Source organism: Azospirillum mesophilum (genome assembly GCF_053470405.2).
In genome coordinates, this window is record NZ_JBPXMQ020000013.1 from 1 (window position 1) to 26,930 (window position 26,930).

At 67.6% G+C, this 26,930-nt stretch carries 18 protein-coding genes and 1 pseudogene; 14 read left to right on the plus strand and 5 right to left on the minus strand.

Features of this window, described 5'->3' with window-relative positions; genetic code table 11:
* Window positions 1-308 precede the first annotated feature (308 nt).
* The 6 genes and pseudogenes from ACSVC7_RS14145 to ACSVC7_RS14170 all read left to right on the plus strand — a co-directional run bounded on the left by ACSVC7_RS14145 (window position 309) and on the right by ACSVC7_RS14170 (window position 13,135).
* The gene (locus ACSVC7_RS14145; protein ID WP_483508370.1) at window positions 309-3,668 is read left to right on the plus strand and encodes a hypothetical protein; all 3,360 of its coding nucleotides are present in this window, start codon (window positions 309-311) and stop codon (window positions 3,666-3,668) included.
* Between the two features lie 173 nt (window positions 3,669-3,841).
* Window positions 3,842-5,372: pseudogene (locus ACSVC7_RS14150) on the plus strand (ISNCY family transposase).
* Between the two features lie 85 nt (window positions 5,373-5,457).
* Window positions 5,458-7,509: a TIR domain-containing protein gene (locus ACSVC7_RS14155; protein WP_448204978.1), complete on the plus strand. Its 2,052-nt coding sequence runs from the start codon at window positions 5,458-5,460 to the stop codon at window positions 7,507-7,509.
* 10 nt (window positions 7,510-7,519) lie between these two features.
* Window positions 7,520-9,421: an ABC-three component system protein gene (locus ACSVC7_RS14160; protein ID WP_448204979.1), complete on the plus strand. Its 1,902-nt coding sequence runs from the start codon at window positions 7,520-7,522 to the stop codon at window positions 9,419-9,421.
* Window positions 9,414-10,172, plus strand: a complete 759-nt coding sequence (locus ACSVC7_RS14165; protein WP_448204980.1) for an ABC-three component system middle component 1 — start codon at window positions 9,414-9,416, stop codon at window positions 10,170-10,172. Before ACSVC7_RS14160 ends, ACSVC7_RS14165 begins: the two co-directional genes overlap by 8 nt.
* Window positions 10,169-13,135, plus strand: a complete 2,967-nt coding sequence (locus ACSVC7_RS14170) for an AAA family ATPase (protein WP_448204981.1) — start codon at window positions 10,169-10,171, stop codon at window positions 13,133-13,135. Before ACSVC7_RS14165 ends, ACSVC7_RS14170 begins: the two co-directional genes overlap by 4 nt.
* A gap of 474 nt (window positions 13,136-13,609) precedes the next feature.
* Here the strand turns inward: ACSVC7_RS14170 and ppk2 are convergent, their stop codons facing one another.
* The 5 genes from ppk2 to ACSVC7_RS14195 form a co-directional block, all read right to left on the minus strand.
* A complete protein-coding gene (ppk2, locus tag ACSVC7_RS14175; RefSeq protein WP_448204982.1) occupies window positions 13,610-14,482 on the minus strand; it encodes a polyphosphate kinase 2 in 873 nt (290 codons plus the stop codon).
* A gap of 123 nt (window positions 14,483-14,605) precedes the next feature.
* Window positions 14,606-16,747, minus strand: coding sequence for a molybdopterin-containing oxidoreductase family protein (locus tag ACSVC7_RS14180; RefSeq protein WP_448204983.1), 2,142 nt, complete (start codon window positions 16,745-16,747; stop codon window positions 14,606-14,608).
* A gap of 75 nt (window positions 16,748-16,822) precedes the next feature.
* Window positions 16,823-18,214, minus strand: coding sequence for a cytochrome P450 (locus tag ACSVC7_RS14185; RefSeq protein WP_448204984.1), 1,392 nt, complete (start codon window positions 18,212-18,214; stop codon window positions 16,823-16,825).
* Window positions 18,215-18,231: 17 nt separating this feature from the next.
* Window positions 18,232-18,627 carry a hypothetical protein gene (locus ACSVC7_RS14190; protein ID WP_448204985.1) on the minus strand — a complete coding sequence of 132 codons (396 nt, stop codon included), beginning with the start codon at window positions 18,625-18,627 and terminating at the stop codon, window positions 18,232-18,234.
* Between the two features lie 36 nt (window positions 18,628-18,663).
* Window positions 18,664-19,467, minus strand: a complete 804-nt coding sequence (locus ACSVC7_RS14195) for a hypothetical protein (protein ID WP_448204986.1) — start codon at window positions 19,465-19,467, stop codon at window positions 18,664-18,666.
* 68 nt (window positions 19,468-19,535) lie between these two features.
* Between ACSVC7_RS14195 and ACSVC7_RS14200 the strand changes: the two genes are divergently transcribed.
* The 8 genes from ACSVC7_RS14200 (at window position 19,536) to ACSVC7_RS14235 (ending at window position 26,907) form a co-directional block, all read left to right on the plus strand.
* Window positions 19,536-20,306, plus strand: coding sequence for an SDR family oxidoreductase (locus ACSVC7_RS14200; RefSeq protein WP_448204987.1), 771 nt, complete (start codon window positions 19,536-19,538; stop codon window positions 20,304-20,306).
* 359 nt (window positions 20,307-20,665) lie between these two features.
* Entirely contained in the window at window positions 20,666-22,633 is a 1,968-nt protein-coding gene (gene uvrC / locus ACSVC7_RS14205) for an excinuclease ABC subunit UvrC (protein WP_448204988.1), read from the plus strand.
* Between the two features lie 48 nt (window positions 22,634-22,681).
* Complete coding sequence (gene pgsA / locus ACSVC7_RS14210) at window positions 22,682-23,305, plus strand: CDP-diacylglycerol--glycerol-3-phosphate 3-phosphatidyltransferase (protein WP_448204989.1); 624 nt, start codon at window positions 22,682-22,684, stop codon at window positions 23,303-23,305.
* A gap of 104 nt (window positions 23,306-23,409) precedes the next feature.
* Window positions 23,410-23,916 carry a molybdopterin-guanine dinucleotide biosynthesis protein B gene (gene mobB, locus ACSVC7_RS14215; RefSeq protein WP_448204990.1) on the plus strand — a complete coding sequence of 169 codons (507 nt, stop codon included), beginning with the start codon at window positions 23,410-23,412 and terminating at the stop codon, window positions 23,914-23,916.
* Between the two features lie 272 nt (window positions 23,917-24,188).
* On the plus strand, window positions 24,189-25,457 hold the full coding sequence (gene moeA / locus ACSVC7_RS14220; protein ID WP_448204991.1) for a molybdopterin molybdotransferase MoeA: 1,269 nt from the start codon (window positions 24,189-24,191) through the stop codon (window positions 25,455-25,457).
* On the plus strand, window positions 25,457-25,708 hold the full coding sequence (gene moaD, locus ACSVC7_RS14225; protein WP_448204992.1) for a molybdopterin converting factor subunit 1: 252 nt from the start codon (window positions 25,457-25,459) through the stop codon (window positions 25,706-25,708). The genes moeA and moaD overlap by 1 nt, the downstream gene beginning before the upstream one ends.
* A 9-nt stretch (window positions 25,709-25,717) precedes the next feature.
* On the plus strand, window positions 25,718-26,452 hold the full coding sequence (locus tag ACSVC7_RS14230) for a hypothetical protein (protein WP_448204993.1): 735 nt from the start codon (window positions 25,718-25,720) through the stop codon (window positions 26,450-26,452).
* On the plus strand, window positions 26,449-26,907 hold the full coding sequence (locus tag ACSVC7_RS14235) for a molybdenum cofactor biosynthesis protein MoaE (RefSeq protein WP_448204994.1): 459 nt from the start codon (window positions 26,449-26,451) through the stop codon (window positions 26,905-26,907). The genes ACSVC7_RS14230 and ACSVC7_RS14235 overlap by 4 nt, the downstream gene beginning before the upstream one ends.
* The last annotated feature ends 23 nt before the right edge of the window (window positions 26,908-26,930 follow it).

A 26,930-nucleotide genomic window follows, 5' to 3' on the forward strand; every position in this document is an offset into this window, starting at 1 on the left:
ATGAAGCCCGGATCGACGTCTCCAGCGGCATGATACAACTCGCCATGGCAAGCCTGCTACTCCGGCGTGTCTGCCACTGAACAGGTTGTCAAACGGACTCTGAAAACTCAGAATGCTCGTAGGCTGAGCATAGGAAAATTGGCGCGCAGGCCATCGGTCGTGCTATCAAAGGAGGTGGCGCCCACCCTTAATGAGCCAAGCCAATGCGGGTGTTTCCTGAAAAGTACCGCCTGGAGGAGTTAGGAGGCGCGCGGGCGTCCCATTTCTGCAACGCAGACGACGCCTTTCAGCAACTTGTGGGAGACTGGGTGCTGCACCTCGACGGTCGGGCAACCGTAAGCCCCACCCTTGGTCAGGACGGCAGCATCGATCATTGGCTGGAAACGGACCGCTTCGACTCACCGCTACTTCAGGGGGCCTTCTTTCCGCTGGTCGTCGAGTGCAAATGGCACAATGAAAAATCGGAAAACCACGCGACCAACGTCCTGGCCGGATGGAAGGCTGTGGAACATAAGCTCACGAAGCAGGCGGAAGCTGGCTGGCCAGGCCTGTTCAGGCCATGGCGCCGCGCCCAAGGCTATCTGTATTGCGTGTCGGGCCGCATCTCCCAGGATACCCGTGACGAGTTGCAAAAGCGGATCGAGACCTTTTTCCGCAACCTCCCCGCGGACCGGCGCCCGCCCATCCGGTGGGTGTCGGTGGCGGACTGGTCGAACCTGCGCGCCACCTTCGACGCGCACGCTCGCCTGCGCGATGCGTGGCTCGGCAACGGGGCGGATGCGCTGCTGGAGCATGCCACCTACGAGGTGGGGCTGACCGGTGCCCGCGCCTACCTAAAGGACGAGGCGCTGGCCTTCGTCGCGCCGGCGGAGGACTCCAGCCAGCACCCGGATCGGCTGCTCGAACAGCTGGACAGAAAAGCGAACGGGGGCGGCGTTCTCCTGGTCGGCCCCGGCGGCATCGGCAAGACCCGCACCGCGGTCGAGGTGGCGCGGCGGGCCGTGGCGAAGGGATGGCGCGTCCTGCACGTCGCCGCCACAAGTCGCGACAGCCAGGGCAACGAGGCCAGGACGACCGTCGAGATGATCGCGGCGACCGCATTGCCGGGGATCGAGACGGCGCCCGTGCTGCTGGTCGTCGATTGCCTGGAGCAGTGCCAAGCGCTGAACAGCGACACCGACCTGCAAGCGCTGCGTCAGCGGGTCATCGGTCCGGCCGTGCAGCGCGGCGGCCGCCTCGCCGTCCTCGCCATCGCCCGGCCAGGCGCGGCGAAGGACCGGGAGAACGAGTGGAAGGGCTTTTTCACCTACCACACCTTCGCCACCGCGGAAGAACAGCGTGACCGCATCGTGCGCCGAATGGTCGAGGCCGTGGCTCCGAACGCCTGCCGGCGCTGTGGGATGGATGCACTGCTACCCGTCGTCGGGACGCGGCCGATTATCGCTCTGTTCATTGCCCGCGAGATCGAACGGTGCGGCGCCCTCAGCGATCTTTCCGTACTTCTCGCCAACGCTCGCCAGGACCAACCCAATCTGGGACGCTGGCTGGAAACCCGCCTGCGGGACGACGGGTTGGTGCCGACGCGAACCGCGGAGGGGACCGGCCTGCAGCGCCGCGTCCCCGAACCGCAGGCGGCTATGGTCGCCGCTGCGGCGGTGCTAGCCGCGACACCGCTGCTGTTTTCGAAGCTGCCCCAGATTGCGCTGACGGCCCTGCACACCGCAGGGGAAGGCGATGCGGAGGATGCACAGTATTACGTTGATCTGCTGGTGGAGATGGGATGGCTGGAACGCGATGGCGACGGGTATGCCTTTGTCGCGCATGACGTGGTGGCGGACGAGGTCGTCGAACGTTGCCTGTTCGATCCCGTAAGGAACCGCCCGCGCCCGAAGGTACTGGACGGACTGCTGCGACCGGGATTGGATGACCTGCGCGTCCTGGGCCGGTATGCCGCCACCTTCACCCGCGCCTTCGGTGAGCTGGAGGCCGACCGGCGCGAGGCCCTGGAGCGTGCCTTGGGCAACTGGCTCGACCGGCACGAAGAACTCTGTGGTCACGCGCTGCGGTCGGACAAGCCCGACACCGTGGCTTACGCCATGGGGGCGGTGCTCGCCTCTCCCTTGTCCGGCGCCGTTTTGGCGCACTGGGATGCCATTGTCCGGCCTTGGCTGGCTGCGTGCAGCGGCGTGCATGAAGCCCGTCACCTGCTGAGCCGAGCGCTGAAGACGGTCCCCGACGGCCGTTTCGGCGACCTCCGGATCTCCGCGGAGACCTGGATCGCAGCACACGGCCTGACACCCGCGGCCACTCATCTCCTGGATCCGCTTCTGGGCCGGAGCGATCTGGACGGCGAGGACGCTGCCCGCGCCATCGCTGCCACGTTCCGCTGGCTGGACCACGGGGACTCCGGCACAAGCGCTGAGGCCCGGTTCGTCCTGGCCCCCCTTCTGGGCCGGAGCGATCTCGATGACAACGATGCCGGCCGCGCCATCACCGCCGCCGTCCGCTGGCTGGAGCACGAGGACTTCGGCACAAGCGCCGAGGCCCAATTCGTCTTGCATCCACTTCTGGGCCGAAGCGATCTCGACAACAACGATGCCGGCCGCGCCATCACCGCCGCCTTCCGCTGGCTGGAGCACGAGGACTTCGGCACAGGCGCCAAAGCCGGGTTCGTCCTGGCCCCGCTTCTGGGCCGGAGCGATCTCGACGACAACGATGCCCGCCGCGCCATCACCGCCGCCGTCCGCTGGCTGGAGCACGGGGACTTTGGCGCACGCGCCGAGGCCGGGTTCGTCCTGGCCCCGCTTCTGGGCCGGAGCGATCTGGACGGCGAGGACGCCGGCCGCGCCATCACCGCCGCCTTCCGCTGGCTCGCGAACGGGGACAACGCACTCAGAGTCGACGCATCCCATGTGCTCAAGCCACTGTTGCGCCGGGGGAAGGAACTTGATCAGCGACAGCTTGAAACGGCGATATCCCAGGCTCATGCATGGACGAGTCTCCGCTGGAGGGACAGGGATGCGGAGTTCCTTCTGAATCGCCTGCTGCGACTGAGGCCACAAGTGTTGCATAGGCCACGCTGGCGGCAGCTTGCGGCGAGGGCGTTGGTGCGGCTGCGATCCGGGCTACCGACCGAGGGTGCGTCCACCGCGGCGGCGTTGCTGAGCCGCCCGGACGAGTTCCGCAGCGAACGCACACGGCGCTGGCTTTTGGCCCGTTATCTCGCGAGTGCTGCCCATCCTTTGGATAAGGGAAGTCGGCTGCCTGTGGAAATGCGTCTGTCTCTGCTGAAGCGTCTTTTCGCCACCGCACGGTCGTCCGGCCGAACCTACCCGGCACTGACCGCGGCGATTGCCGCATATTTCGAGACGCGCTGGATGGAGGAGGACGTCGATGGTTACGCCAACTTCCTCGCTCCGCTGCTGCCGCTTGCGCATCGCAGCGGCGACGCGCGGCTCGTGGAACGAGTGGAGGGGTTGATCGGCCGGATGCTGCGGTCTTCCATGCTGAGCACCGAAGGGCGGCGCTGGTTCGAAACGGCGAGCCATTCGCTCCTGCACAGCGGTGCATGGCTGGATCGGGAGCAGGGACTGGCGGCTCTCGAAAGGCTGGGCTTCGCCGGGACGTCTTTGGCGATCGTCGAAATCCCAAATCTCCCGAACGATTGAGCCCATGATCTCACGATCGGATTGGTTTTTTTCTAGGTCGGCAAGCCCTGCTGCCTGCTGAGCCATGGAGAAGTGAGTGCCCTGGAGGGTGTGATGGCGCGGCGGGTCTGTTGGGTTCGCCAAGGCTCGGAACGAGTTCTGGTGCCGGAGCATCGGGAATGCGCGGATGGCGGATGCGCATCCGCTATGAGAACCGCCGGACAGTGCTGAAGCTGAGCGGTTTTGAGCGGCTTCGGCTCAAGATCCAAAGCTGCGAGAACCCAGCGTATACCCGCCACCACCAGCCCTATCGGCCGGAGGCGGAAGGGCAGTTCACCCTGCCGCATCACGAGTTCGGGCTCGACGTCATTGCCCTGATCGGGGGGGGGGCGCCATCGCGAGCATCGCAGCGTACCGGAGATCCACCCCACTCTGCGCGAGCGCGGGCTGATGATCAGCGAACGCACGGTTACCAATCTACTCGACCGCTACGACGAACTGGTCGCCGCCACGCTGGACGCACCGTACCGGGCGGCGGTGGCCGCACAGGGTCGCGTTATCCTGACGCTGGACGGCTTGCAGCCGGACGTCGGGCACGAGGTGCTGTGGGTGACCCGCGATTGCCTGCCGGCACGGGTCCTGCTGGCGTGCTCGCTGTTTTCGGCGACCCAAGCCAACCTTCGCTGGGCTGCTACGGGACGTGATCACGGCGCTGCCCGTGCCGTTAGCTGGGGTGGTGAGCGACGGCCAGCATTCGATCCGGCGGGCGGTGGCCGAGGCGCTGCCCGGCGTGCCGCATCAATTGTGCCAGTTCCACTACCTGCGCGAGGCGGCGCGCCCTCTCTTCGAGGCCGACCGCCACGCCAAGAAGGAACTCAAGAAAACCGTGCGCGGCGTGTGGCCGATGGAGCGCCGGACCAAAGGGCAAGAGGGCGGTACCGCGCCGGTGGTTGCCGCCTACTGCGCCGCCGTGCGATCGGCGCTCACTGACGACGGCCACCCGCCGCTGGCCGCTCCCGGCTTGACACTGAAGGGCCGGTTGGAGGCGATTGCCCACAGTTTCGACCGGGTCGAGCAAAAAGGGGGCTGAGCCAGCCGTTGCGACGTTTGCGCGACCTGCTTCGACGCGGCTTGGTGCGGACTGCGGCGCTTTGGCCGGACGTGCGCGAAACCCACCGCTGGCTGCACGCGGCGGCCTACATCCTGGCCAACGCCGCCAGCCATCCCGCCGCTGTGGCGCAGGCGCGCTACGACCGCTTGATCGCGGTGTGGAGCACACGGCGCCACCGGGCCGGCGCCCTGACCGCGGCGGCCGATCACTTCGCGAAGGTCACCGCCAGCTATCGGCCCGGTCTGTTCCAGTGCTACGCCGTGCCCGACATGCCGCGCACCAACAACGATCTCGAACATCTGTTCGGCAGCCATCGCCATCATGAGCGCCGGGCCACCGGGCGCAAGGGCGCTTCGCCGTCCTTGGTGCTGCGCGGGGCCGTGCGCATCCTGGCTGCCACGGCAACCCGCATCGCTCCCTTCACCGCCCGCGATCTCGCCACCGACCACGCGCGATGGCTCAACCTCTGGCGGACTTTGGAAACCCGGCGCCAAGCCCGGACTTGGCGGACGCGCTTTCGAGGCAATCAGCAAACCTACCTCGCTGACCTCGACAGCCGCGCCTGCCAGCAAGGCTTGCCGATCTGTTTTTTTGCTGGGAGGAATTTCTCGTAATTGGCTTGGAACTGAAATTCCGTTCCCGTGCCTATGGGTGTTCTGGTAAGATTTCTACCCCTTTCGGTAGCGTTGACCAACGGCCATGTCTGTCACCATTCCCTTCCTCAATGTTTATGTTCTCTGGCATGCCGAAGCGAAGTGCCGGCCGATGGCCGGCGCGCTGTTCAAACTTTTGAGCTGGAACACCGAGCGGCCCTTCGCGCGAGAAATCGGCATACCTACGTTCTTCCGCACCCGGCCGGACGGGTGGTGGAACGCTGGACCGGCCGGCATCGACCTGGACGCAGCCGCTCACAGCGTCATCTTCGCGCTGGTCGAAAGCAAGTTTGTGCTGGATGACAACTGGGTCACGGCGCTGACGCGCTTGCAGGCCCAGGTGAACGCCTCCGGCAATCGCCACAGGCTGGTGGTGGTCGCCGTCGACCAGAACGGGCTTCAGCTTCCGGAAGCAATCACTGCCCGCTTAGCCGTCCGGCTGTTCGATTATCCGGCTGGCGTCCAGGTCCAGGAACTGTGCCTGCATGCGGCGGCGCAGATCAGCCGTGTCATAGAAGGCGGCGTTCCGGGCGCGCCGGCGGGTGTAAAGCTTTTCATCAGCCACACCAAACGCGACCCACGCTCACTTTCCCTGGCTAAGGAAATCAGGGAGCTGCTGACGCGGGACGGGCCGGCAATCAAGTACTTCTTCGATACGGTCAACATTGATGTTGCCGAGGAGATCGAGAAGGTGATCGAGACGGACATCGACCGCAGCACGCTGCTCGTTGTCCGCTCTGACGGTTACGCCGCCAGCCCCTGGTGCCAACTGGAGGTGTTAGCGGCCAAGCGCAAGCAGCGGCCAATCGTTATTCTCGATGCGCTGGAGGAGCGGGAGGATCGCACGCTGCCGTGCATGGGCAATGTGCCCTGCCTGCGCATCGACATCCGCCCCTCCACGAAGATGGCGGAGAAGCAGGCGCGCCTTCTCGACGCCGTTGAGGCGACCGTGGTCGAGACCATGCGCTTCCTCTATGTGCGCGGGCGGCTCGAATATCTGCGGAGCCTGGGCCGTCTGCCGACCGACGCGGTTGTGTCGCCTCGCCCGCCTGAAGACCGCGATCTGCGCCGCCTTGAGGCCCTTACCGCACACACCGTCGTCTATCCTGATCCCCCGCTGGCACAATGCGAGTTGGAAGACCTTCAGCACCCCCAAACGACGCTGATCACACCGCTGACCTACGGCGCGCGCGAACTGAGCCGCCGGACTGTTGGACTCTCCCTTTCAACACCGCCGGAGGGCTTGGATGAGGTCGGGCTTTCGGAGGCCCACCTGTCGGCAGCAACGGACCTGATCGCCAGGGCGCTGCTGTCCAAGGGGGTAACGCTGGCCTATGGCGGCGACCTGCGGTCGGGCGGAATCACGGACTTCCTGGTCGGCTTGGTGCGGGCGCACAACGCCACCCAGCGCGATCCCTACAAGCGGATTCGCAACTATCTGCCGTGGCCCAAGCACCTGACGGTGAGCGAGGATGAACTGGCAGGGCAGGCCAAGCACCTGCAGGTCATCCCCGTCCCACCGCCGCAGGACTTGGTGGACGCCGGCCTCGTGGACCCGCACACGGCTCCGGGGAGGGACAGCGCTGGGGGAGCCTACGCCTGGGCTCGTGGCATGCTGGCCATGCGCGAAAGGATGACGGCGGACACCGACGCGCGTGTCGTCCTGGGCGGCAAGCTTCGCTCCTTCACAGGGCGTTACCCGGGTATCGTCGAGGAGGTGCTGCTGTCGTTGCAGGCACGCAAGCCAGTGTTCATCCTGGGCGGTTTCGGTGGCGCCGCGCAGGCGGTGGCGGAACTGTTGCGGGGGGAGACACCGGCGAGGTTGGATACCAAGGCTATGCGCGCGGACCAGGACTATGACGCGATGGTCCGCTTCTACGACCGCGACATCGTGGACCGCAAGCTTCCGCTGCCGCCCATCGACTGCGAGGCCGTCTTCCGGGAGATCCGAAACGTGGCCGGGGCTGACTTGAACGGATTGAACAATGGCCTGTCGACGGAGGAAAACCTTGCCCTGCTCCGGATGCAGGACATCGATGAGGCGGTCTGGCTGATCCTGCAGGGCATGACCAGACTGTGGTCGATGGGGCGGGCGTGAGGCATCCGCCGTGAACGGTTTCCCGACCCGCACCGCCGTCATCCTGACCGCCATCCCGGTGGAAACCGGGGCTGTGCTGCAGCACTTGTCCAACCGCACCGTGGAGACGGTGACGGGAATGGTGTTCTACATCGGGAATTTCGGTGACTGGCGTGTGGCCGTGACGACTACTGGCGAAGGCAATGATCAGGCGGCTGCGGCGACGGAGCGGGCTATCGCCCACTACGCGCCGGAAGCGGCGGTGTTCGTCGGCATCGCTGGTGGCCTTAAGGATGTGGCTATCGGCGACGTGGTGGTGGCCGAGGTCGTCTATCCCTATGAGAAGGGGAAGCAGACCGACGAAAGGTTCCAACCGCGGCCAAAATCGCACCGCCCCCACTTCGAGCCTTATCAGCAAGGGCAAGCCTTGGTGCTCGATTCTGCTTGGTGGACGCGATTGCGGCAATCGGTTCCCGACGGCACAGTCTTCACCGGACCAGTGGCCGCCGGAGAGAAAGTACTAAGTACCACAAAGGCCGACCTCTATCTGTCATTGCGAAATCATTTTGACGACGCCCTCGCCGTCGAAATGGAGGGATACGGCTTCCTCGGTACGGTGTACAAGAACAGCTCGGTGAAGGGGCTTCTGGTCCGTGGCATCTCCGACCTGCTGAAGGACAAGAGCATCACCGACGCCGAGGGCAGCCAGGAGATCGCGGCCGACCGGGCCGCTGCCGTCGCCTTCGAAATTCTCGCCCGTCTTCCGGCGCCGGCGCCGATGCCAGCAATCATCCCTTCAGCCGTCGAGATCCGCGAGGTGGGACCGGGCCGCTTCGCCTGGACCGGGGCATTCGGGCCGGATCAGGCGGAACGGCTGTGGGAGGACCCTCCGCCAGTGGGGACCCTGCGCATCGCCGCCCGGTGGTCCGGCAGTCCGCCCAGGTTGCGGCGCGCGCTGCTGCGTTTGCTCTGCCATGCCCGGCGGAACGCGTTCCACGTCCAGGCCGTGGACCGGGACGAGTGGCGTCAGGGCTGCACCTCCTACCTAAACGAGCATATGCCCGTTCGCCTCTCCGGCGGGATCGGCGACCGATGGCAGGCCATGCCGGACACCGGCCCGCCGTCGCCCTCCGCACCGGGCGGGCAGCCTGCCGACGATCTCGCCGGACAGATCGAAAAGGCGCTCGACGAATGGTCCTTCAACCGGCTGGACGAAGGGGTGAAGGGCTGCCTGAGCCGGAGCTTGGCTTGGTCCGGCGGCGACGTTCTCGTCGAGGAAGCCTTGGCCGAGCGTCTGCTGGAGGTGTGGGACGCGTGGAAGGCCGAGATGGGCCCGGCGATCCGGCAGCGCTTTTTCGAAATGCTCGTCTCATTCCTCGACGACGAAGGCCAGCCCCAGGGGTGGGTCGGCATCGGACCGCAGACCATGGACGGCTGCATGGTGCCGGCCACCATCCTGGCCCTGGTCGTCGCCGAATGTGGCGACGCCATCCTGCACCCGCAGGGGGATGGGCCGTTGAAGCCGCACTGCGGAGTGCCCGGGAATCTCGCTTCCCAGCGGCTGTTCGGGCATTGCTCGGGCGTCCAAAGGGTCAAGGGCAAGCCGGTTACGCATCATACCGAAAAGCTCTCGCAGTTTCCGTGGCGATCGCGCTTGGTCGTCCTGAGCGGCCTGGAAAGCTCCTTGGCCCTGCAACACGCCACAACCCGCCTGATCGGCCGCAGGTCGTCGGACGGGCGGCTGAACGACATCAGTCTGGCTCGGCCCGTGGCACTGGCCTTTGAGAGCGATTTTGCCGACGCTTTGAGCGAAGGGCGCGCGGCTGTGGAACTCTATCTGCGCCAGATCTTCTACGCGTTGTGGAGCGAACAGGCCAATTACCTGAAAAACATCTCCTCCCCCGTTCCGACGGAAGCCGGTTCGAATGACTGATCTCGATATTCTGGCCAACGCCCTGGCCGTGCGCGCCGAAATGGTCCAGCACGATTGGCCCGACGCCCTGTCGCTCGCCGTAAGCCGCACGCCGAAAAACATGTTGAAGAGGCGTCTCTGGGTGGAGCATGCGGCGGCCGGGATCACGATGGAGGGCCGGCCTCTCGTCGCGGAGGACGATCTGCCGAGGCATGCCGCCGCCCTGTCCATCGGCTACCACCGTGTGCTCATCGGTTCGCTCGGCACGGATCCGGACAGCCATGCGGTGGAAGGGGAACTCCGCCGACACCTCAATCAAGCGGCCATCGACTGGTCCTGGCTCGGCCACACGGGCGACGATCTGCTGCTGATCCTCGTCGGACCTTCGGGGAGCGACGAGGACGAGGCGTGGCGCGAGGCCATGAACACCATCGAGCGCGACGAACGCGTGTGCCGCAAGCTGGTCTGGCTGCCGCCTTCGGACCCGAAAAAGCTTGGCGATGCGCTGGACGGCCTTTTGAACCGCACCTTCCTGGCGCGCCCCTGGCCGCCGACGCGACGGCACGACGGCACAGCGGAAGGACAGGGCGGCGAACACATCGCCGGATCGCCCGCAGGAGACCTCGACCGCGTGGCGCGGCTGTTCACGCGCATCGCTGGAGAGGGTTTCAGCGAAGACGAGGCGAAGCGGTGGATCGCGATCCTATCCGATCCAAAGGAAAGTCCGGATTTGGCCGAGCGGCTTGTCCACGCGCTGGAGGTCACGCCATGACGGACCAGATCTTCCTGAGCGAGATCCTGCTGGACAACTTCCGCAGTTTCGGCGCCGAACGCCGCATCCCGCTGCATCCTGGGCCGAGCGTCCTCATGCTGGCCGGGGCTAACGGTCTCGGAAAGACGACGCTCATCGAGGGCATCGAGTGGGCGCTGACCGACGGCATCCGCCGTTTCACGGGCCGGCACCCCAGCAAGGACATCGAGGCGGCGCTGACGCGCAGGGCCAGGGGTGTCCGTGCCGGCAGCCACGGCGTGACGCTGACGTTCGATGATGGCACGGTCATCACGCGCGGGCCGAAATCCCGCCCCAAGAAGGAACAGGTCATCAAGGACTTGGCCGTTCCCGATTGGCCGCACCCCATCCACGACCTGTCGGCCTACCTGGGCCTGACGCATTTCATGAGCCAATCGCCGATCCTTCGCCTGACCTCCCGCTCGCCGGAGGAACGGTGGAAGGATCTGAAGGATCTGACCGGCGCCGCCCGCATCGACCGCATGATGGAGCGGCTGGGACAGGGGATCAAACTGCAGCTTTTCAACGGTGCCAAGCGCGCAGCGGAAAAGCGGGATGCCCTCGCCAAAGCGCGGGAGGAGCTTGAGGATCTCCTGCGGCAGATCCGCGAGCACGATGCTCTGCTCGGCGCGGCGGCGGCCTATCCCGCCGAACATGTGATGGAGGAGGGCAGGGCGCTTATCGACCGGCTGCAAGCCGCAGCCGGCACGGCCATGTCCCGGCCCGACAACGCGGCTGATTTGCTGAAAGCACTCGCCTTGGCCGTCGAACAGGCGCAGGCAACGACGGAAGCGCAACGGACAGCGTTGGCACGGGCCGAAGCGCAGTTGCAGCCGTGGCAGGCGCGGGTCGCCCAGCTCATGCCTCTGGACCGCAGCATTGCCGGGGTGAACGCGCTGCTCACCGCATGCGGCCAAGTCCATCAAGCGGAAGAGACGCGTGATCAGCTTGAGCGGCGCCGATCCCTGCTGGCGCGCCTGCCGGCGCTGGACGCAACGATACAGGCGGCATCCGACCAACTGGAAGACTGCCGCGCGGCTGGCGCGGCGGCACAGGATGCCCAGGCGGAACTGAAGGCGCTGGATGCCCTGGTTGCCGAAATGGACGAACACGTCCGCAGCGACGAGAAGATCCTGGAGGGATGGCGGGCACTGGCCGATGCCGGGAGCCGTGCGCACAACGCCCTGCGCGCCGTTACCGACGAGGCACCTGACCGCGCGGCTGCCCAGGCCGCATATGATGCGGCAAAGGCGCATCAGGAGGAACTCCTGCACGCCCACACTCAGGCGGAACTGGAGTTGGCCGAGGCGGAGGCCCGCCGTGTCGCAGCGGCCGAAAGCGTTGAAGGCAAGGCGGTCCACCTCAGCGCGTTGGTCAAGGAGCTGCATGAGGGCCACACCGAGTGTCCGCTGTGCTTGACGGAGCACGGCAAAGGCGAACTGCTCGCCCGCGCACGCCGCGCGCTGGAACGGCAGGATCCGGAACTGAAGGTGGCCACGGAGCGTGTTTCGGCGGTGCGCGGCGACCTTGGGGCCCGCGTGGACGCGCTCACCAAGCACGCCCCCCGGCTCGCCGCCGCCCTTGCACGGCTCGACGCATTCAACACCAGGGAAGGCGAAGCGAAGGCCCTGGCCGAAGGGCTCCGTCACGACCCGCGGATCGGCGGGCGGCCGCTGGAAGGGTTGACCGAGTGGCTGGCCGACCGTCTCGCGGCTGCGGAAGTGGACGTGGCGCAACGTCGCGAGGAACGCCGCGCCCTTGATCCCCACGATACGCTCCAGGACCGCCTGTTGCGCGCCGCTGATGCGGTGACGCGCGCCAACGAGGCGATCGAGGCCGCCGAGAACGCATTGCGGCAGCGACGTGCGGAGCGCGATGAGGTCGCGCGCGATGCCTTGGCCGCTGTCCTAGGCTCCCTCGATCAGGACTTGCCGGCGACGGAAGCGGCGTTGGCCGAGGCCGAGCAGGCGGTCGCCAAGGCGAAAAGAGACTTGGCGGCGGCGGAACGAGCCCTGGATCCCGGTCTGGGCGTCAGCGACGGGAAGCAACCGCTCGCGCAGTGGGCGTCGGAAAAATTGGCAGCGCTGGCGGCGCAACGCGAGCCCCTCGCCGTCGCGCAGGAGGCCGCCTTGCACGTCTGGCAGGCGGCTGGGTTTGCTGGTGAGCCCGCGGCCGCGACCCTGGCGCTGGCGCGTGCCCAGGCCGAGGCGTGGGTGGACGTGGTGCGTGGCGTGGGCGAGCGATGCGCCGCCCTCACGGCTGGGTATGAGCGCTGGTGTGCCGACGAACGCCAGCAACGCCTGCGGAAGAGTATCGATGATCTTGTGAAGAAACACGACGCACCCGACGCCGTGGCGTGCCTGTCGTCGCTGGATGAACGGATCGCGGCGGCGGAATTGGATGCGCGGGCCTGGAGCCGGGCCCGCGGCTTGGTGGACGCTGTCGGCAGCAAAATCGAAGACGAACAGAACGACTTCATCCAGGCCATCATCGAACCGCTGGAAGAGCGGGCGAACGCCTTCGATTTAGCTTGGTCTTCCTTCCCCGATAGACGTGTCGGCATGGAGCACCGCCGTCTTCGCAACAAGTCGAAGGTGGAGGTGCTGGTGGATGGAGACGACGCGGAACTGCGCCTCAGCGAAGGGCAGGCCGGCGTCAAGGCACTCAGCTTCCTCCTGGCTGCCAGCACATCGCAACCCTGGTCGCGCTGGCGCGCTCTCCTGCTCGACGACCCGCTGCAATACAACGACCTTGTGCATAAGGCCGCTTTCCTCGATGTGCTGCGCCCCCTGGTGCGCGCTGAACGCTACCAAGTGATCATGTCGACCCACGACATTGAGGAAGCGCGCTTCATTGAACGCAAATGCCGCAACGCGGGGATCGCGTTCAGCCTGTGCCACCTTCACGCCATTGGAAAGAACGGCGTTGACTATTACTTGGAGTAATCGGCCAACGCCTGTTCTGGTTTGGCGCTGGCGCGGCTCTTCAGTCAGTTGCGGCCGCTTTGGCTTTGCTCGTTGACTGAGGAAGCGTCACACCGCCACTGGTGGCAGCGTCAATTCTCGGCGGTTGCGCGCCCCCGCAACCAAACCCACGCGAACAGCCCGCCTCCTCTGGAGGCGGGCTGTTCGCGTTTCGGGTTGGCGTCATCGCACACCGCCAGAATGCCGGCGCCAGAATGCCGGCCAGTTCGTCAAACAGGCGCAGTTCCTCAGAGGCTCCTCGCGGGCTGCTACCTTTCGACGTTCGCTGACCGTTCTAACCAGGCAGCCCGAGGACCAGGATTGCCGCTCAGCTCAGGGTGTACTCGGCAAAGGACGTGCCATTACCGGACAGCCAAGGCCGCTTGATCCGGCCGGCGGTGTCAGGATTGGGATGGCGACGCCGCGACGCCGCCCGGTGCCACCATCTGTCAGCCGCTAATCGTTTGCCCAGCGACATTCGGGGACCATTTTGTAGGTGTAGTCGGGTTCCCGATAGCCGTCCGGATTCTGCCGCTTTGGAAGTTTCACCTTCTCACGCGGCAAGTCCTCATAGGGAATGTGGGACAGCATGTGGCGGATGATGTTCAGCCGTGCGCGCCGCTTGTCGTCCGACCGGGCCACGTACCAGGGCGCCCAGGGCGTGTCGGTCGCAGCGAACATGTCGTCCCGTGCGCGCGAATAGTCGTACCAGCGGCTGTAGGACTTCAGGTCCATCGGCGACAGCTTCCACACCTTCCGCCCGTCGTCGATCCGCGCCTCCAGCCGGCGTGTCTGCTCCTCGGGACTGACGTCGAGCCAGTATTTCAGCAGAACAACCCCGGACTCGATGATGGCCTTCTCGACCTTGGGAACGGCATCGAGAAACTGTTTGACATGCTGATCCGTGCAGAAGCCCATGACCCGTTCGACGCCGGCGCGGTTGTACCAGCTGCGGTCGAAGATCACGATCTCTCCGGCAGCGGGCAGGTGGGGAATGTAGCGCTGGACGTACATCTGCGACTTCTCGCGCTCGGTTGGGGCCGGCAGAGCGATGACGCGGAAGACGCGCGGGCTGACGCGTTCCGTGATCGCCTTGATGGTCCCACCCTTGCCGGCGGTGTCGCGGCCTTCGAAGACGATGCAGACCTTGAGTCCCTTGTGAACGACCCACTGCTGCAGTTTCACCAACTCAACATGGAGTTTGGCGAGTTCCTTTTCGTAGCTCCGTCGCTTCAGCTTTTCGTGTACGGCGTCCTCGACGGCATGATTCGTGAAAAGACCTTCCGCGTGGCTGTGCTTCCGTGCCTTCGCATGCTTCGCCATCATCATCGCCCTGTTGTAGAAAGCGGACGCTTATCAGGGCACAGACGACAACGACGCGGAAGTATCCTGCCGCACGTTCCTCCCTGCTACGGTAACAGCTGGGTGTACGTGCGCCCGACTTGGGCCGCATCACGCCTTCCACAAGCCTGGGATCATTTTGCCAACAGTTCGCGTTTCGGGCGGTGCCTTGCTGATCCGCACGTGGTTGTCGTGGAACGCCGCGCCGCCGAAGGGGGCGACGGCGTCCGCTCCGGTGAGGGTATTGATGCCGCGTCCGCCGTCGTGGGCGCGGTTCGGCCAGATGGACTCCGCCACGACGACGCCCCGCCGCACGCCGTCGAAAAGCTGCGCGTGCAGGAAGACCGAACCACGCTGGTTCGCGACCTCCACCCGGTCGCCGTCGGCAATGTCCAGCGCCATCGCGTCCTCCGGGTGTATCCGCAACGACGGGCGGCTTTCCCGTGAGCGGGAACCCGGCGTCTCGGTGAAGCTGCTGTTCAGGAAGTTGCGCGCGGGCGCGGTGACCAGACGGAACGGATGTTCTGCATCCGCCTCCTCGATCACCGCCCAATGGTCGGGGAAGGCGGGCATGGCGTCCGCCGGACCGAAGGTGGCGGGTGCGGCGAAGGGCACCTTCGGCCATTGCGGCTTCAGGCGGAACTTGCCGTCCGGCCAGGCGAAGCCCTGGATGTAGTGAGCGGTTTCGAAATCCGGCTGCACGTCCAGGAAGCGGGCCGCCTCCAGCTCCTCCAGCGTGCCATGACCGGAACGCCGCAGCGTGGCGTCGATCAACTCGCGGGCGGTCATGTGGAAGCCGGGGTGCTGGTCCGACCCCAGCCGCTGCGCCAGCCCGCCGATCACCGCGTGGTTCGGGCGGCACACGCCCGGCGGGGGCACCAGGGCCGGGCCGAACAGGATGTGCTGGTTGCCGCCGGCCTGATAGAGGTCGTCGTGCTCCAGGAACATGGTGGCGGGCAGCACGATGTCGGCCATCCGCGCCGTTTCCGTCATGAACTGCTCGTGCACGCAGACGAACAGGTCATCGCGGGCGAAGCCGCGTCGGACGCGGGTCTGGTCGGGCGCCACCGTCACCGGGTTGGTGTTCTGGATCAGCATGGCGGTGACCGGTGGCCCGCCGCACAGCGCCTCCGCATCGCCTTCCAGGATCGGGCCGATGCGCGACTGGTCGAGCTGCCGCACCGCCGGGTCGCGGAGGTCGAGCCCCTCGATCAGCGTCTTGTCCCAGCCGTAGACGCCGCTGTTGCTGTGGAACGCCCCGCCGCCCTCAATCCTCCATGCACCGGACACCACCGGAATGCAGGAGGCCGCGTGCATGTTCACAGCACCATTGCGCGAGCGGGTGAACCCGTAACCAAGGCGGAAGAAGGACCGCTTCGTCCGCCCGACCAGTTGGGCGAAGGCCTCGATCTCCGCGGCGGGCAGCCCGGTGATGGCCTCCGCCCAGGCCGGCGTGCGGGTGGCGAGGTGGGCCTCCAGCCCGGCGGGATCGTCGCCGTGGCTGGCGAGGTAGTCGCGGTCGGCCAAGCCGTCGCGGAACAGCACATGCATCACCGCGCAGGCGAGCGCCCCGTCGGTGCCCGGCCGGATCAGCAGGGGAATGTCCGCCTGCTCCATGGTCGGCGTGCGGTAGACGTCCACCACGGCGATCTTCGCCCCGCGCTCCTTGCGGGCGCGCACGGCGTGGGTCATCACGTTGACCTGGGTCGACACCGCGTTCGTGCCCCAGATCACGACGAGGTCGGACACCGCCATCTCGCGCGGGTCCGCCCCGGCCAGCCGGCCGGCACCCGCCAGCCAGCCGGACCATGCGGGATTGACGCAGATGGTCGAGAAGAAGCCGGACCAGTTCCGGGCGTGGCGCAGCCGGTTGATGCCGTCGCGCTGAACGAGACCCATGGTGCCCGCATAATAGTAGGGCCACACGGTCTCGGCTCCGAACCGCCGCTCGGCCTTCAGAAAGCGCTCCGCCACGATGTCCAACGCGTCGTCCCAGGAAATCGGCTCGAACTGACCGGAGCCTTTCGGGCCGGTGCGGCGCAGCGGATGGGTCAGCCGGTCCGGGTGGTGGATACGCTCCGCGTAGCGGGCGACCTTCGCACAGATCACCCCGGCCGTGTAGCTGTTGTCCGCCGCCCCGCGGATTCGCCCGATGCGGGTTCCGTCGATGACCTCCACCTCCAGCGCGCAGGTGGACGGGCAATCGTGCGGGCAGGCGGAAGCGTGGCGGCGGGAAGCGGACGGGGTGGGCATGATGGTCCTTTTCGCGGCGGGCCGGCATCCTACGCCAAACCGCGCCCCCGAATCAGCCGGCTTATCGGCCGAGCGTCAGCGCGGGGCGATTCGGAAGGCCGGTGCGTGGTCGGGCTGCGTGGTCACCACCGCGACCGGCAGCACCGGCCGGGCGCCCGCCGGCAGGGAGATGCGGAAGCGGCGGAACAGCGCCGCCAGCACCAGCACCGCCTCGGTCAGGGCGAACTGCGCGCCGATGCACACGCGCGGCCCGGCGCCGAAGGGCAGGAAGGCGAAGCGGTCGGGCACCGGGGCGCCGGGAAGGAAGCGCGTCGGGTCGAAGGCGTCCGGGTCGCGCCACAGGCGCCGGTGCCGGTGCAGCACCCACGGCGCGATGGCGATCAGCGCCCCCGCCGGGACCCGAACGCCGCACAGGTTATCCTCGCCGAGCGACAGCCGCACGATGGTGTAGGCCGGCGGGTAGAGCCGCAGCGTCTCGTCCACCACCGCCCGCGTGAAGGGCAGGCGGGCCAGCGCGTCGTGGGCTCGCTCGGGATCGGTTTCGGGTGCTGTGTCGAGCGCCAGCGCCTCCTCCGCCACGCGCTCCTGCGCCTCGGGCGCCTGCGTCAGCAGCCAGCAGGCCCAGAACAGCGTGAGCGCGGTGGTTTCGTGCCCGGCCATGATCAGCGTGGCCACTTGGTCCCGCAGCTGGGCGGGCGTGAAGCCAGCGCCGGTTTCGGGGTCCGTCGCCTCGTCCATCAGGTCGAACAGGTCGCGCGGCCCCTCCGCCCGCCCGGCGCGCCGGCGTTCCGCGATTATGCCGTCGATCAGCCCGATCCAGTCCCGGCGGAAGCGCCGGCGCAGCAGGTCCCAGACGGTCGGCACGGCCAGGGGGAACAGGAAGTCCGTCGGGTGCGGCCGGGCAAGGTGCCGGTTGTAGCGGCCGATCATGCGCCGCAGGGCCGGGCCGAAGCGTTCCGTCTCCAGCGAGAACATCGACCGTCCGGCGATGTCGAGCGCCAGCGCCTGCATGGCGCGCAGCAGATCGACCCCCGCGCCGCCGGCGGCTTCCGCCCCAAGCCGGTCGAGCGCCGGACCGGTGGCGCGCGCGACGTGGCGGGCCAGCATCGGCAGCGTGCGCGGCGTGAAGGACGGGGCGAGCAGACGGCGCTGCCTTCTCCAGGAGTCGCCGCGCGCCAGCAGCACCCCGTCCCCGACGATCGGGCGCAGGATGCGGATGGTGGCCGGCGTCCGGCCGTAGTTGGCGTCGTTGTCGACCAGGACCCGCCGGATGGCTGCAGCGTCGTTGACGAGAAAGCTCGCCCGCCCAAGCACGCGGCGCTCCAAAATCGCCTCGTCATAGGCGCGGCGGGGCCACGCCGTCAGCGCGTTGGTCCGGAACGCGGCGAGCAACGCCCGCGGGGGCAGGTCGGTGGCCGGCGGCTTGGGGACCGGCGGCACGATCCCCGATTCAACAAGCGATGCCATGGCCGCCCTCTCTCCGCTCAGGCGTTGTCGCGTCCGCCGTCCACGGCAACGTTCCGGTCCGGCATACGGTCGGGTCCGCCCGGTTGAGGCTGCGGCCGGTCCCGGTCGTCGGATCCAGGCGCGGACCCGGCGGTCGCGCTGGTGCCGAGCCCGAGCACGCCCCGCGTCCCGCCCTCCGTCGCGCCGACTTGCGGGCCGCCCCCGGCCTGAGCTCCGTCCTGGCCGATGGCCGGCGTCGCCGGGCCGCCCAGGGCCGCCGGATCAATGCCCCCGCCGCCGGTGCGCGGGGAGGGGTTGTCCACCGATCCCGTGGGGGATCCGGTTGGCGCGTTGCGGCGCTCATCCTCGCTGGCGGGAAGGCCGGGGTCGCTGTGCGGGGTCTTGTTGTCCGGAGTCTTGTCGTCGGCACTCATGGCGAAATCCTGTCCTGAGAAAGCGGGTCGTTCCGCTCAACAGGATGCGCCGAGTCCCGTCACGTCGAACCATGCCCCGACGCTGTGCCGCAGATCCCGGTCGCGGTCCTCCTCCGGCGCCGGGGCGATGTCCCAGGCCCAGGATCGGTCGGGGGCGGGCAGGGCGACTCCCCACAGAGAGTCCTCCCGCTCCACCACGCGCCCGCCCTCCAGCCACAGGCTCTCGACGTCGGTGAAGAGCGCCGCCGTCTCCGCGCTGCGCGCCAGCCAGTCCAGATGCCCGCGCGCCAGCCCATGGGCGAAGGCGGCGCGCTCGGCCTCGGGCATTTTGGGAGCCGTCCGCTCGATGGCGTTCAGCGGCAGCAGAGGCAATTGCGACAGCAGATTGCACGACACCGCGAAGGCAAAGCGCTCTCCCTCCAGCACCGGCGGCGTCGGCACCGGCAGCGGCCCGCCCGCCGCCAGCGCTCCGTCCAACGGTTCCAACACTCCGCTCACATCCAGCGTGAGCAGCCTCACCGCCGGCATCCGCCGCACCTCTTGCCGAACGGAGCGCGTGTGGACCAGGTCCACCAGCACCACCTCGTCGAATCGCTCCACCAGTTCGGCCAGGGGAATCTCGATCAGCAGCCCGGATCCGGCGACCAGCGCCCGCCCGCCCCTGGGCACCCGCGCCGCGGCCTCCGCCACGAATCGCCGGCAGGCGGCGACATGCGGCGCCCAGGCGTCCTTCTGGCGCCGGTACCGCGCGCCGAGCGCCAACGCCTCGGCGAGGTATCCATAGCGCCGGGCCAGCGGCGGGTAGGGGGTGGTCAGATACTCGAAGGCTTCCCGCAGCACCGCGCGACACGCTCCCCCAGCGAAATTGGCCCCTTGACCGGAATCGGCCGCAGGGTACCTATGGCGGCATGGTCGAGATCAAGAAGAAAGCGGCCCTGGTCACGGGGGCTGGCAAGCGGATCGGGCGCGCCATCGCGCTCGACCTCGCGGCGCGGGGCTGGGCAGTGGGGGTCCATTACCTGAACTCCCGTGCCGACGCCGATTCGGTCGTCGCGGAGATCGCGGCCATGGGCGGCACCGCCGTGGCGCTTAAGGCCGACCTGGAGCGGGAATCGGAGGTGCAGGCCCTCGTCCCCGCGGCGGTGGAGCGGCTGGGCGCCCTGACCCTGCTGGTCAACAACGCCTCCCGCTTCGAGCGGGACGAGGTGGCCGACGTGACCCGCGATTCCTGGGACCGGCACATGGAGGCCAACCTCCGCGCCCCCTTCGTGCTGAGCCAAGCCTTCGCCGCGCAGCTTCCGCCTGAAGCACATGGGCTGATCGTGAACATCATCGACCAGCGGGTGTGGAACCTCACTCCGCACTTCGTCACCTACACGCTGTCGAAGGCCGGGCTGTGGACGCTGACGCAGACGCTCGCCATGGCCCTGGCGCCGCGCATTCGCGTCAACGGCATCGGCCCCGGCCCGACCCTGCGCAACGCCCGCCAGTCGGAGGAGGAATTCGCCGCCCAGCGCGACGCCACGCCGCTTCAGCGCGGGACCTCGCCGGAAGAGATCTGCGCGGCGCTGCGCTTCCTGATCGACGCGCCCGCGGCGACCGGGCAGATGATCGCGCTCGATGGGGGTGAGCACCTGGGCTGGGCGCAGCCAGGGCAGGGCTTCGTGCCCGTGGAATAAAACTTAGGTCATAGGCTCCGGAAAGGGGCCTTTCCGCGCGACCGCGCTTTGTACACATCGGACCCAAGGCGCGCAAGGGGTGGTTTTCATGGGGAGTAAATTTTTCGCCGCACCCCGAACGGCACCGCTTGACTCGAATTCTCCTCTGCCAAATCAATGACTTAGAAAAAACGCCTTAAAAATAGGCAGACCCCAGAGAGGCCTTGCGCCGCCTCGCTCCCAAGGTGTTAGTCCGCATGTTATCGACACACTTATCCACAGGAGTCGTGGATATTCTTCCGAGGGGGTGAGTCGTTCGTTCTAATCCTCCTGGGCAGGGGGCAGTTGACCCGGCCCGCGCGCTCGACGACATTCGGACCATGGCCGACACCGCTACCGACCCCACGGAACTCGCCCCGCCCGAGCCTTCCGCAGAGAACGCGTCCCCGGACGCCGCTCAAGGTGAATCCGCGCCCCAGCGCGCCCGCCGCCGCCCGGCCGACCTCGCCCGCGGCGCGGAGGTGATTCGCGAGCATCTGAAGACGCTCCCCCAGACACCCGGCGTCTACCGCATGCTGGCGGGCGACGGCGCGGTGCTCTATGTCGGCAAGGCGAAGAACCTGAAGCGGCGGGTGTTCAACTACACCCAGATCAACCGGCTCCCCGTGCGGCTCCAGCGCATGGTGTCGGAGACGGAGACGATGGAGTTCGTCACGACCCACACGGAGGTCGAGGCGCTCCTCCTCGAATCGAATCTCATCAAGCGGCTGATGCCGCGTTACAACGTGCTGCTGCGGGACGACAAGACCTTCCCGCACATCATGATCACCAAGGACCACGACTACCCGCAGCTGACCAAGCACCGCGGGGCGCGGTCGCGCGACGCCGACTATTTCGGCCCCTTCGCCTCGGCGGGCGCGGTCAACCGGACGATCACGGCGCTCCAGCGCGCCTTCCTGCTGCGCAACTGCGCCGACACGGTGTTCGCCGCGCGCACGCGGCCCTGCCTGCAATACCAGATCAAGCGCTGCACCGCGCCCTGCGTCCAGCGCGTCTCGCCGGAGGAGTATCAGGCCCAGGTCAACCAAGCCCGCGCCTTCCTGTCCGGCAAAAGCCGCGACATCCAGACCGAGTTCGCGGCGAAGATGACGGAGGCGGCGGAGAATCTGGACTACGAGACGGCCGCCCGCTACCGCGACCGTATCCGCGCGCTGACCGCCGTGCAGGCGCACCAGGACATCAACGTGGAAGGCGTCATCGAGGACGCCGACGTCATCGCCGCCTATGCGGAGGGAGGGACGACCTGCGTCCAGGTCTTCTTCTTCCGGGGCGGCCGCAATTACGGCAACCGCGCCTATTTCCCCAGCCACGACAAGAGCGCGGAGACGCAGGAGGTGCTGGCCGCCTTCATCGCCCAGTTTTACGAGAACAAGGCCGCGCCCAACCTCGTGCTGGTCAGCCACGAGCTGCCCGAACTGGACCTGCTGACCGAGGCCCTGTCCATGCGCGCCGGCCACAAGGTCGAGCTGGTGGAGCCCAAGCGCGGCGACAAGCGCCGCATCGTGGACCACGCCCTGACCAACGCGCGCGAGGCGCACGGGCGTCGGCTGGCCGAAAGCTCCTCCCAGGCGCGCCTGCTGGAAGGGGTGGCGGCGGTCTTCGGGCTGGACGGCCCGCCGCAGCGCGTGGAGGTCTACGACAACTCCCACGTCCAGGGCGCGCACGCCATCGGGGCGATGATCGTGGCCGGGCCGGACGGCTTCATCAAGAACGCCTACCGCAAGTTCAACATCAAGACCGAAGGGGCGGCCGGCGACGACTTCGCCATGATGCGCGAGGTGATGACCCGCCGCTTCGGCCGAGCGGTCAAGGAGGATCCGGAACGCACCCTGGGCACATGGCCGGACCTCGTCCTGATCGACGGCGGGCAGGGGCAGCTGAACGTCGTGCAGGAGGTGCTGGCGGAGCTGGGCATCGACGATGTGCCGCTGGTCGGCATCGCCAAGGGTCCGGACCGCGACGCCGGGCGGGAGCGATTCTTCATGCCCGACCGCGCGCCCTTCCAGATGGAGATGCGCGACCCGGTCCTGTATTTCCTGCAACGTCTGCGCGACGAGGCGCACCGCTTCGCCATCGGCACGCACCGGGCCAAGCGCACCAAGGCGCTCGGCAAGTCGATGATCGACGAGATTCCGGGGATCGGCCCGTCCCGGAAGAAGGCGCTGCTCCACCATTTCGGCAGCGCGGTCGCGGTATCGCGCGCCGGGCTGGCGGATTTGGAGGCGGTGGAGGGTATCAGCAAGGCCGTTGCGAAAAAGATATACGATCATTTCCATTCCGACGGTTAGAATGCCGTCACCCGGCGCCAGACCCTTCCGAATCCCGAGTCCGATCCGATGCTGACCAGCCTGCCCAACCTGCTCACCCTGTCTCGCATCGTGGTGATCCCGGTGGTCGTCGGGCTGTTCTACGTGCCGGAGGCGTGGGCGGCCTACACGGCCTGCGGCCTGTTCGCCGCCGCCTGCATCACCGACTATTTCGACGGCTATCTCGCCCGCGCGTGGGAGCAGGAAAGCGTCATCGGCAAGTTCCTGGACCCCATCGCCGACAAGCTGCTGGTCGCCGCGACGCTGATCATGCTGGTCGCCTTCGCGCGGCTGACCGGCCTGTCCGTTCTGGCCGCCGTGGTGATCCTGCTGCGCGAGGTGCTGGTGTCCGGCCTCCGGGAATATCTGGCCGGCCTGAACGTCGGCGTGCCGGTGACGTGGCTCGCCAAGTGGAAGACGACGATCCAGATGTTCGCGCTGGGCTTCCTGATCGTCGGCGACTACGGCCCGCCGCACATCCCCGTCACGCTCATCGGCACGCTGGGCCTGTGGGTCGCGGCGATCCTGACCTTCGTCACCGGCTGGGACTACATGCGCGCCGGCCTGAAACACATGATGGCGCACCAGCCGCCGAAACGGCCGAACCAGCAGTCCAAGGGCGCCCCCGCCAACACCGCCCGCACGCCCGGCTGAGCCGCCGCCTGCACTTGTCATTCGCACGCATGCGCGTTTCTGGTAATGGACGGGTGTAAGGCGCCGGATGAACCAAGGCGCCACGGCGGGAGGATAGGGGTTTCATGAAGACGTTCGGCCTGACGGGATGGAGCGGCAGCGGCAAGACCACGCTGATCGTCCGCCTGATTCCGGCATTGGTCCGCCGCGGGCTCCGCGTGTCCACGATGAAGCACGCGCACAAGGGATTCGACATCGACCATCCCGGCAAGGACAGCCACAACCACCGGATCGCCGGCGCCACGGAGGTGCTGGTCAGCTCGCCCCGCCGCTGGGCGCTGATGCACGAGATCCGCGACGACGAGCCCGAACTGTCGCTCAGCGAACTGCTGCCCAAGCTCTCCCCGGTGGACCTGCTGCTGATCGAAGGCTTCAAGCGCGAACCGCACGAGAAGATCGAAGTGTGGCGCCGCTCCGTCGGCAAGCCCCTGATCGCGCTCGACGATCCCACCATCGTCGCCATCGCCAGCGACGGCCCCGTCCCCGAATCCCCGGTCCCCATCCTCGACCTGAACGACGAGGAGGCGGTGGCCGCCTTCATCGTGGAGCGTTGTGGGCTGGTGGGGCGGTAAAGCGGTTGCCCCCACCCTCCCGCTTTCGCGGGTCCCTCCCTCCCCCGCTACGCGGGAGAGGGTATTGGGGCTTGCGGCGGAGTTCCCTCTCCCGCGAAGCGGGGGAGGGTTAGGGAGGGGGCAAAACCTTGCGGAAATGCTCCTTCCGCGATAAGAATAAAATCTTACAACATTCACCCCTCCGCCTCCACCCCATTGTGCAACCGGCCCAATCTGCACAACGATGCACAACGGGCTTCATACCAACCGCCCCGCCGGACTAGAGTGCGTCCATGGCTCAGCTCAGCAATGATTGCTTCGCCTTCGGCGGCGAGATGATGGCGGTGGAACAGGCTCTGGCCTTGCTGGCTGAGCGTGTCCGCCCGGTGACCGGCACCGAACGCGTCGGCCTTTCCGACGCTCTCGGGCGCGTGCTGGCGGAAGACGTGGTGGCGCCTTTCGACGTGCCGCCGCACGACAACTCCGCCGTGGACGGCTATGCCGTCTTCTTCGACGATCTGACGCCCGAAGCCTCGACCATCCTCCCGGTGACGGGGCGGGTGGCCGCCGGCCATCCGCTCGGCCGTCCGGGGCAGCGCGGGGAGGCGGTGCGCATCTTCACCGGCGCGCCCATGCCCGCCGGCTTCGACACCGTGCTGATGCAGGAGGACTGCAAAGCGGAAGGCGAGCCGGGGCAGGGAGGCACCGTCGCCATTCCCGCCGGCATCAAGCGCGGCGCCAACCGCCGCAAGGCCGGCGAGGACATGCAGCGCGGCGCCACCGTGCTGTCCGCCGGCCGCCGCCTCCGTCCGGAAGATGTCGGCCTGATCGCCTCGCTCGGCCGCGCCGACATCGCGGTCCGCACGCCCCTGCGCATCGCCGTCTTCTCCACCGGGGACGAGGTGCGGGAGCCGGGCGCGCCGCTCGACGCCGGCTGCATCTACGACGCCAACCGCTTCGCCCTGATCGCCGCGCTGCGCCAGCTTGGCTGCGCGGTGACCGACCTCGGCATCCTGCCCGACCGGCGCGACGCCATCCGCGACGCGCTGGGCGCGGCTGCCGACCGCCACGACGCGCTTATCACCTCCGGCGGCATGTCCACGGGGGAGGAGGATCACGTCAAGGCGGCGGTGGAGGCGCAGGGTTCGCTGCATTTCTGGCGCCTTGCCATCAAGCCGGGACGCCCGGTGGCGCTGGGCACGGTCCGGAACGCGGCCTTCCTCGGCCTGCCTGGCAATCCGGTGGCGGTGATGGTCACCTTCCTGCGCATCGCCCGGCCGATCCTGCTGCGCCTGATGGGCGCTGCGGAGGAGGCGCCGGCCTTGTTCCCCCTGCGCGCCGGCTTCACCTACAAGAAGAAGGCCGGTCGGCGGGAGTATGTGCGCGCCACGCTGGCCCGCGCCGCCGACGGCGTGTTGACCGCCGTCAAGCACCCGCGCGACGGCGCTGGCATCCTGTCGTCGATGGTCGAGGCCGACGGCCTCGTCGAGTTGCCGGAGGACGTGACCCGCGTCGAGCCCGGCATGATCGTGGAATTCCTGCCCTTCAGTGAGGTTCGGTGATGAAGGTCCTCTATTTCGCCTGGCTGCGGACCAAGATCGGCGTGGCGACGGAAACCGTCGATCTGCCGGCGGAGGTCAAGGACGTCGGCGGCCTCGTCGAATGGCTGAAGACCCGCAGCCCGAAGCACGCGGAGGCGCTGGCCAACTCCAAGGTCGTCAAGGTTGCCGTGAACCAGGAGCATGTCCCCTACGACCACCCGGTCTCGTCGGGCGACGAGGTCGCGCTGTTCCCGCCGGTCACCGGCGGCTGAGCCCCCGCGATGGCCGGTAGCGCGCCGCCGTCCCGCCAATATCTTTTCCAGCCGCCCGAGCACGGCTTGCAGGCGGAGCTGTATCTGCCCAAGCGCGCCGACTTCCAGGGCGTGCTTTACGACACGCTGACCGACGCGTTCAACGCGGCGAACATCCGCGCCTATCTCGCCGACACGCACACCCGCGCGCACATCGTCCGCCTGCTGGACCGGCACTGGCCGGAACTGGCCCACAACATGGACCTCATCGCCGCGCGCCTGTCGTCGGGCATCCAGGGCTACACCATGTACGAGGTGGACGGCGTCTACGCCGGAGCCGGCGGCGTGGTGTCGGAGCGCACGCAGATCGTCCGGCTGATGTTCGTTCCGGGGATGGACGCGCTGGCCGACCGCATCCCGCTCGACCCGGATCCGGAGCGCAACCGCGCCCGCGTGCGGGACGAGGCGCAGATCCTGCTGCGCAACTACGGCGCCGACGCCGCCTTCTTCAAGGCGCGCAACGCCGAGGCCCTGCAGCGCGGCGCCATCCCGGCGGAGCTGCTGGACCTCTGCCGCGCGCTGGAGGATTGGGTGGAGGAGGTCGGGCTGGTGCTGTTCGGCTACATCGCCGGGCGCGTCTGTCTGGCGATCCAGGACCGCAACCTGCGGCCGGAGGAAGAAATCTGGGTCACCTCGAACTGGGGCTTCACGCTGAACGCCCTGCGGCTCGGGGGAGACCCGAACAGTGGGGGGAACGCGCCGTGACGGTGAAGGTGCAGCGCGAGGATTTCGACGTCGGGGCCGAACTGGCCGCGATGACCCGTGGCCGGACCTCCATCGGCGGGGTGACGCTGTTCGTCGGCCTCGTGCGCGACATGGCGGGCGGGGAGGCGGTCAGCGCCATGACGCTGGAGCACTATCCCGGCATGACCGAAAAGCAGCTTGAGGCCATCGAGGCGGAGGCGCGGGCGCGCTGGCCGCTGGACGACGCGCTGATCATCCACCGCTACGGCCGGCTGGAGCCGGGCGACCAGATCGTGCTGGTCGCCACCGCCAGCGCCCACCGCGAGGCGGCCTTCGAAAGCTGCCATTTCCTGATCGACTGGCTGAAGACCAAGGCCCCTTTCTGGAAGCTGGAGGCCACCCCCGACGGCGAACGCTGGGTCGAGGCCAAGGCCACCGACAACGACGCGGCGGCCCGCTGGTCCAAGGATTCCTGAATCCGAACGCATGTCGGATGAGA

What these genes read in the sequence shown, in the direction of transcription:
- ACSVC7_RS14155 (WP_448204978.1), top strand. Translation starts at nt 5,458, where the DNA reads ATGTCTGTCACCATTCCCTTCCTCAATGTTTATGTTCTCTGGCATGCC.
- ACSVC7_RS14165 (WP_448204980.1), top strand. Translation starts at nt 9,414, where the DNA reads ATGACTGATCTCGATATTCTGGCCAACGCCCTGGCCGTGCGCGCCGAA.
- ACSVC7_RS14170 (WP_448204981.1), top strand. Translation starts at nt 10,169, where the DNA reads ATGACGGACCAGATCTTCCTGAGCGAGATCCTGCTGGACAACTTCCGC.
- ppk2 (WP_448204982.1), bottom strand. Translation starts at nt 14,482, where the DNA reads ATGATGATGGCGAAGCATGCGAAGGCACGGAAGCACAGCCACGCGGAA.
- ACSVC7_RS14180 (WP_448204983.1), bottom strand. Translation starts at nt 16,747, where the DNA reads ATGCCCACCCCGTCCGCTTCCCGCCGCCACGCTTCCGCCTGCCCGCAC.
- ACSVC7_RS14185 (WP_448204984.1), bottom strand. Translation starts at nt 18,214, where the DNA reads ATGGCATCGCTTGTTGAATCGGGGATCGTGCCGCCGGTCCCCAAGCCG.
- ACSVC7_RS14190 (WP_448204985.1), bottom strand. Translation starts at nt 18,627, where the DNA reads ATGAGTGCCGACGACAAGACTCCGGACAACAAGACCCCGCACAGCGAC.
- ACSVC7_RS14200 (WP_448204987.1), top strand. Translation starts at nt 19,536, where the DNA reads ATGGTCGAGATCAAGAAGAAAGCGGCCCTGGTCACGGGGGCTGGCAAG.
- uvrC (WP_448204988.1), top strand. Translation starts at nt 20,666, where the DNA reads ATGGCCGACACCGCTACCGACCCCACGGAACTCGCCCCGCCCGAGCCT.
- pgsA (WP_448204989.1), top strand. Translation starts at nt 22,682, where the DNA reads ATGCTGACCAGCCTGCCCAACCTGCTCACCCTGTCTCGCATCGTGGTG.
- mobB (WP_448204990.1), top strand. Translation starts at nt 23,410, where the DNA reads ATGAAGACGTTCGGCCTGACGGGATGGAGCGGCAGCGGCAAGACCACG.
- moeA (WP_448204991.1), top strand. Translation starts at nt 24,189, where the DNA reads ATGGCTCAGCTCAGCAATGATTGCTTCGCCTTCGGCGGCGAGATGATG.
- moaD (WP_448204992.1), top strand. Translation starts at nt 25,457, where the DNA reads ATGAAGGTCCTCTATTTCGCCTGGCTGCGGACCAAGATCGGCGTGGCG.
- ACSVC7_RS14230 (WP_448204993.1), top strand. Translation starts at nt 25,718, where the DNA reads ATGGCCGGTAGCGCGCCGCCGTCCCGCCAATATCTTTTCCAGCCGCCC.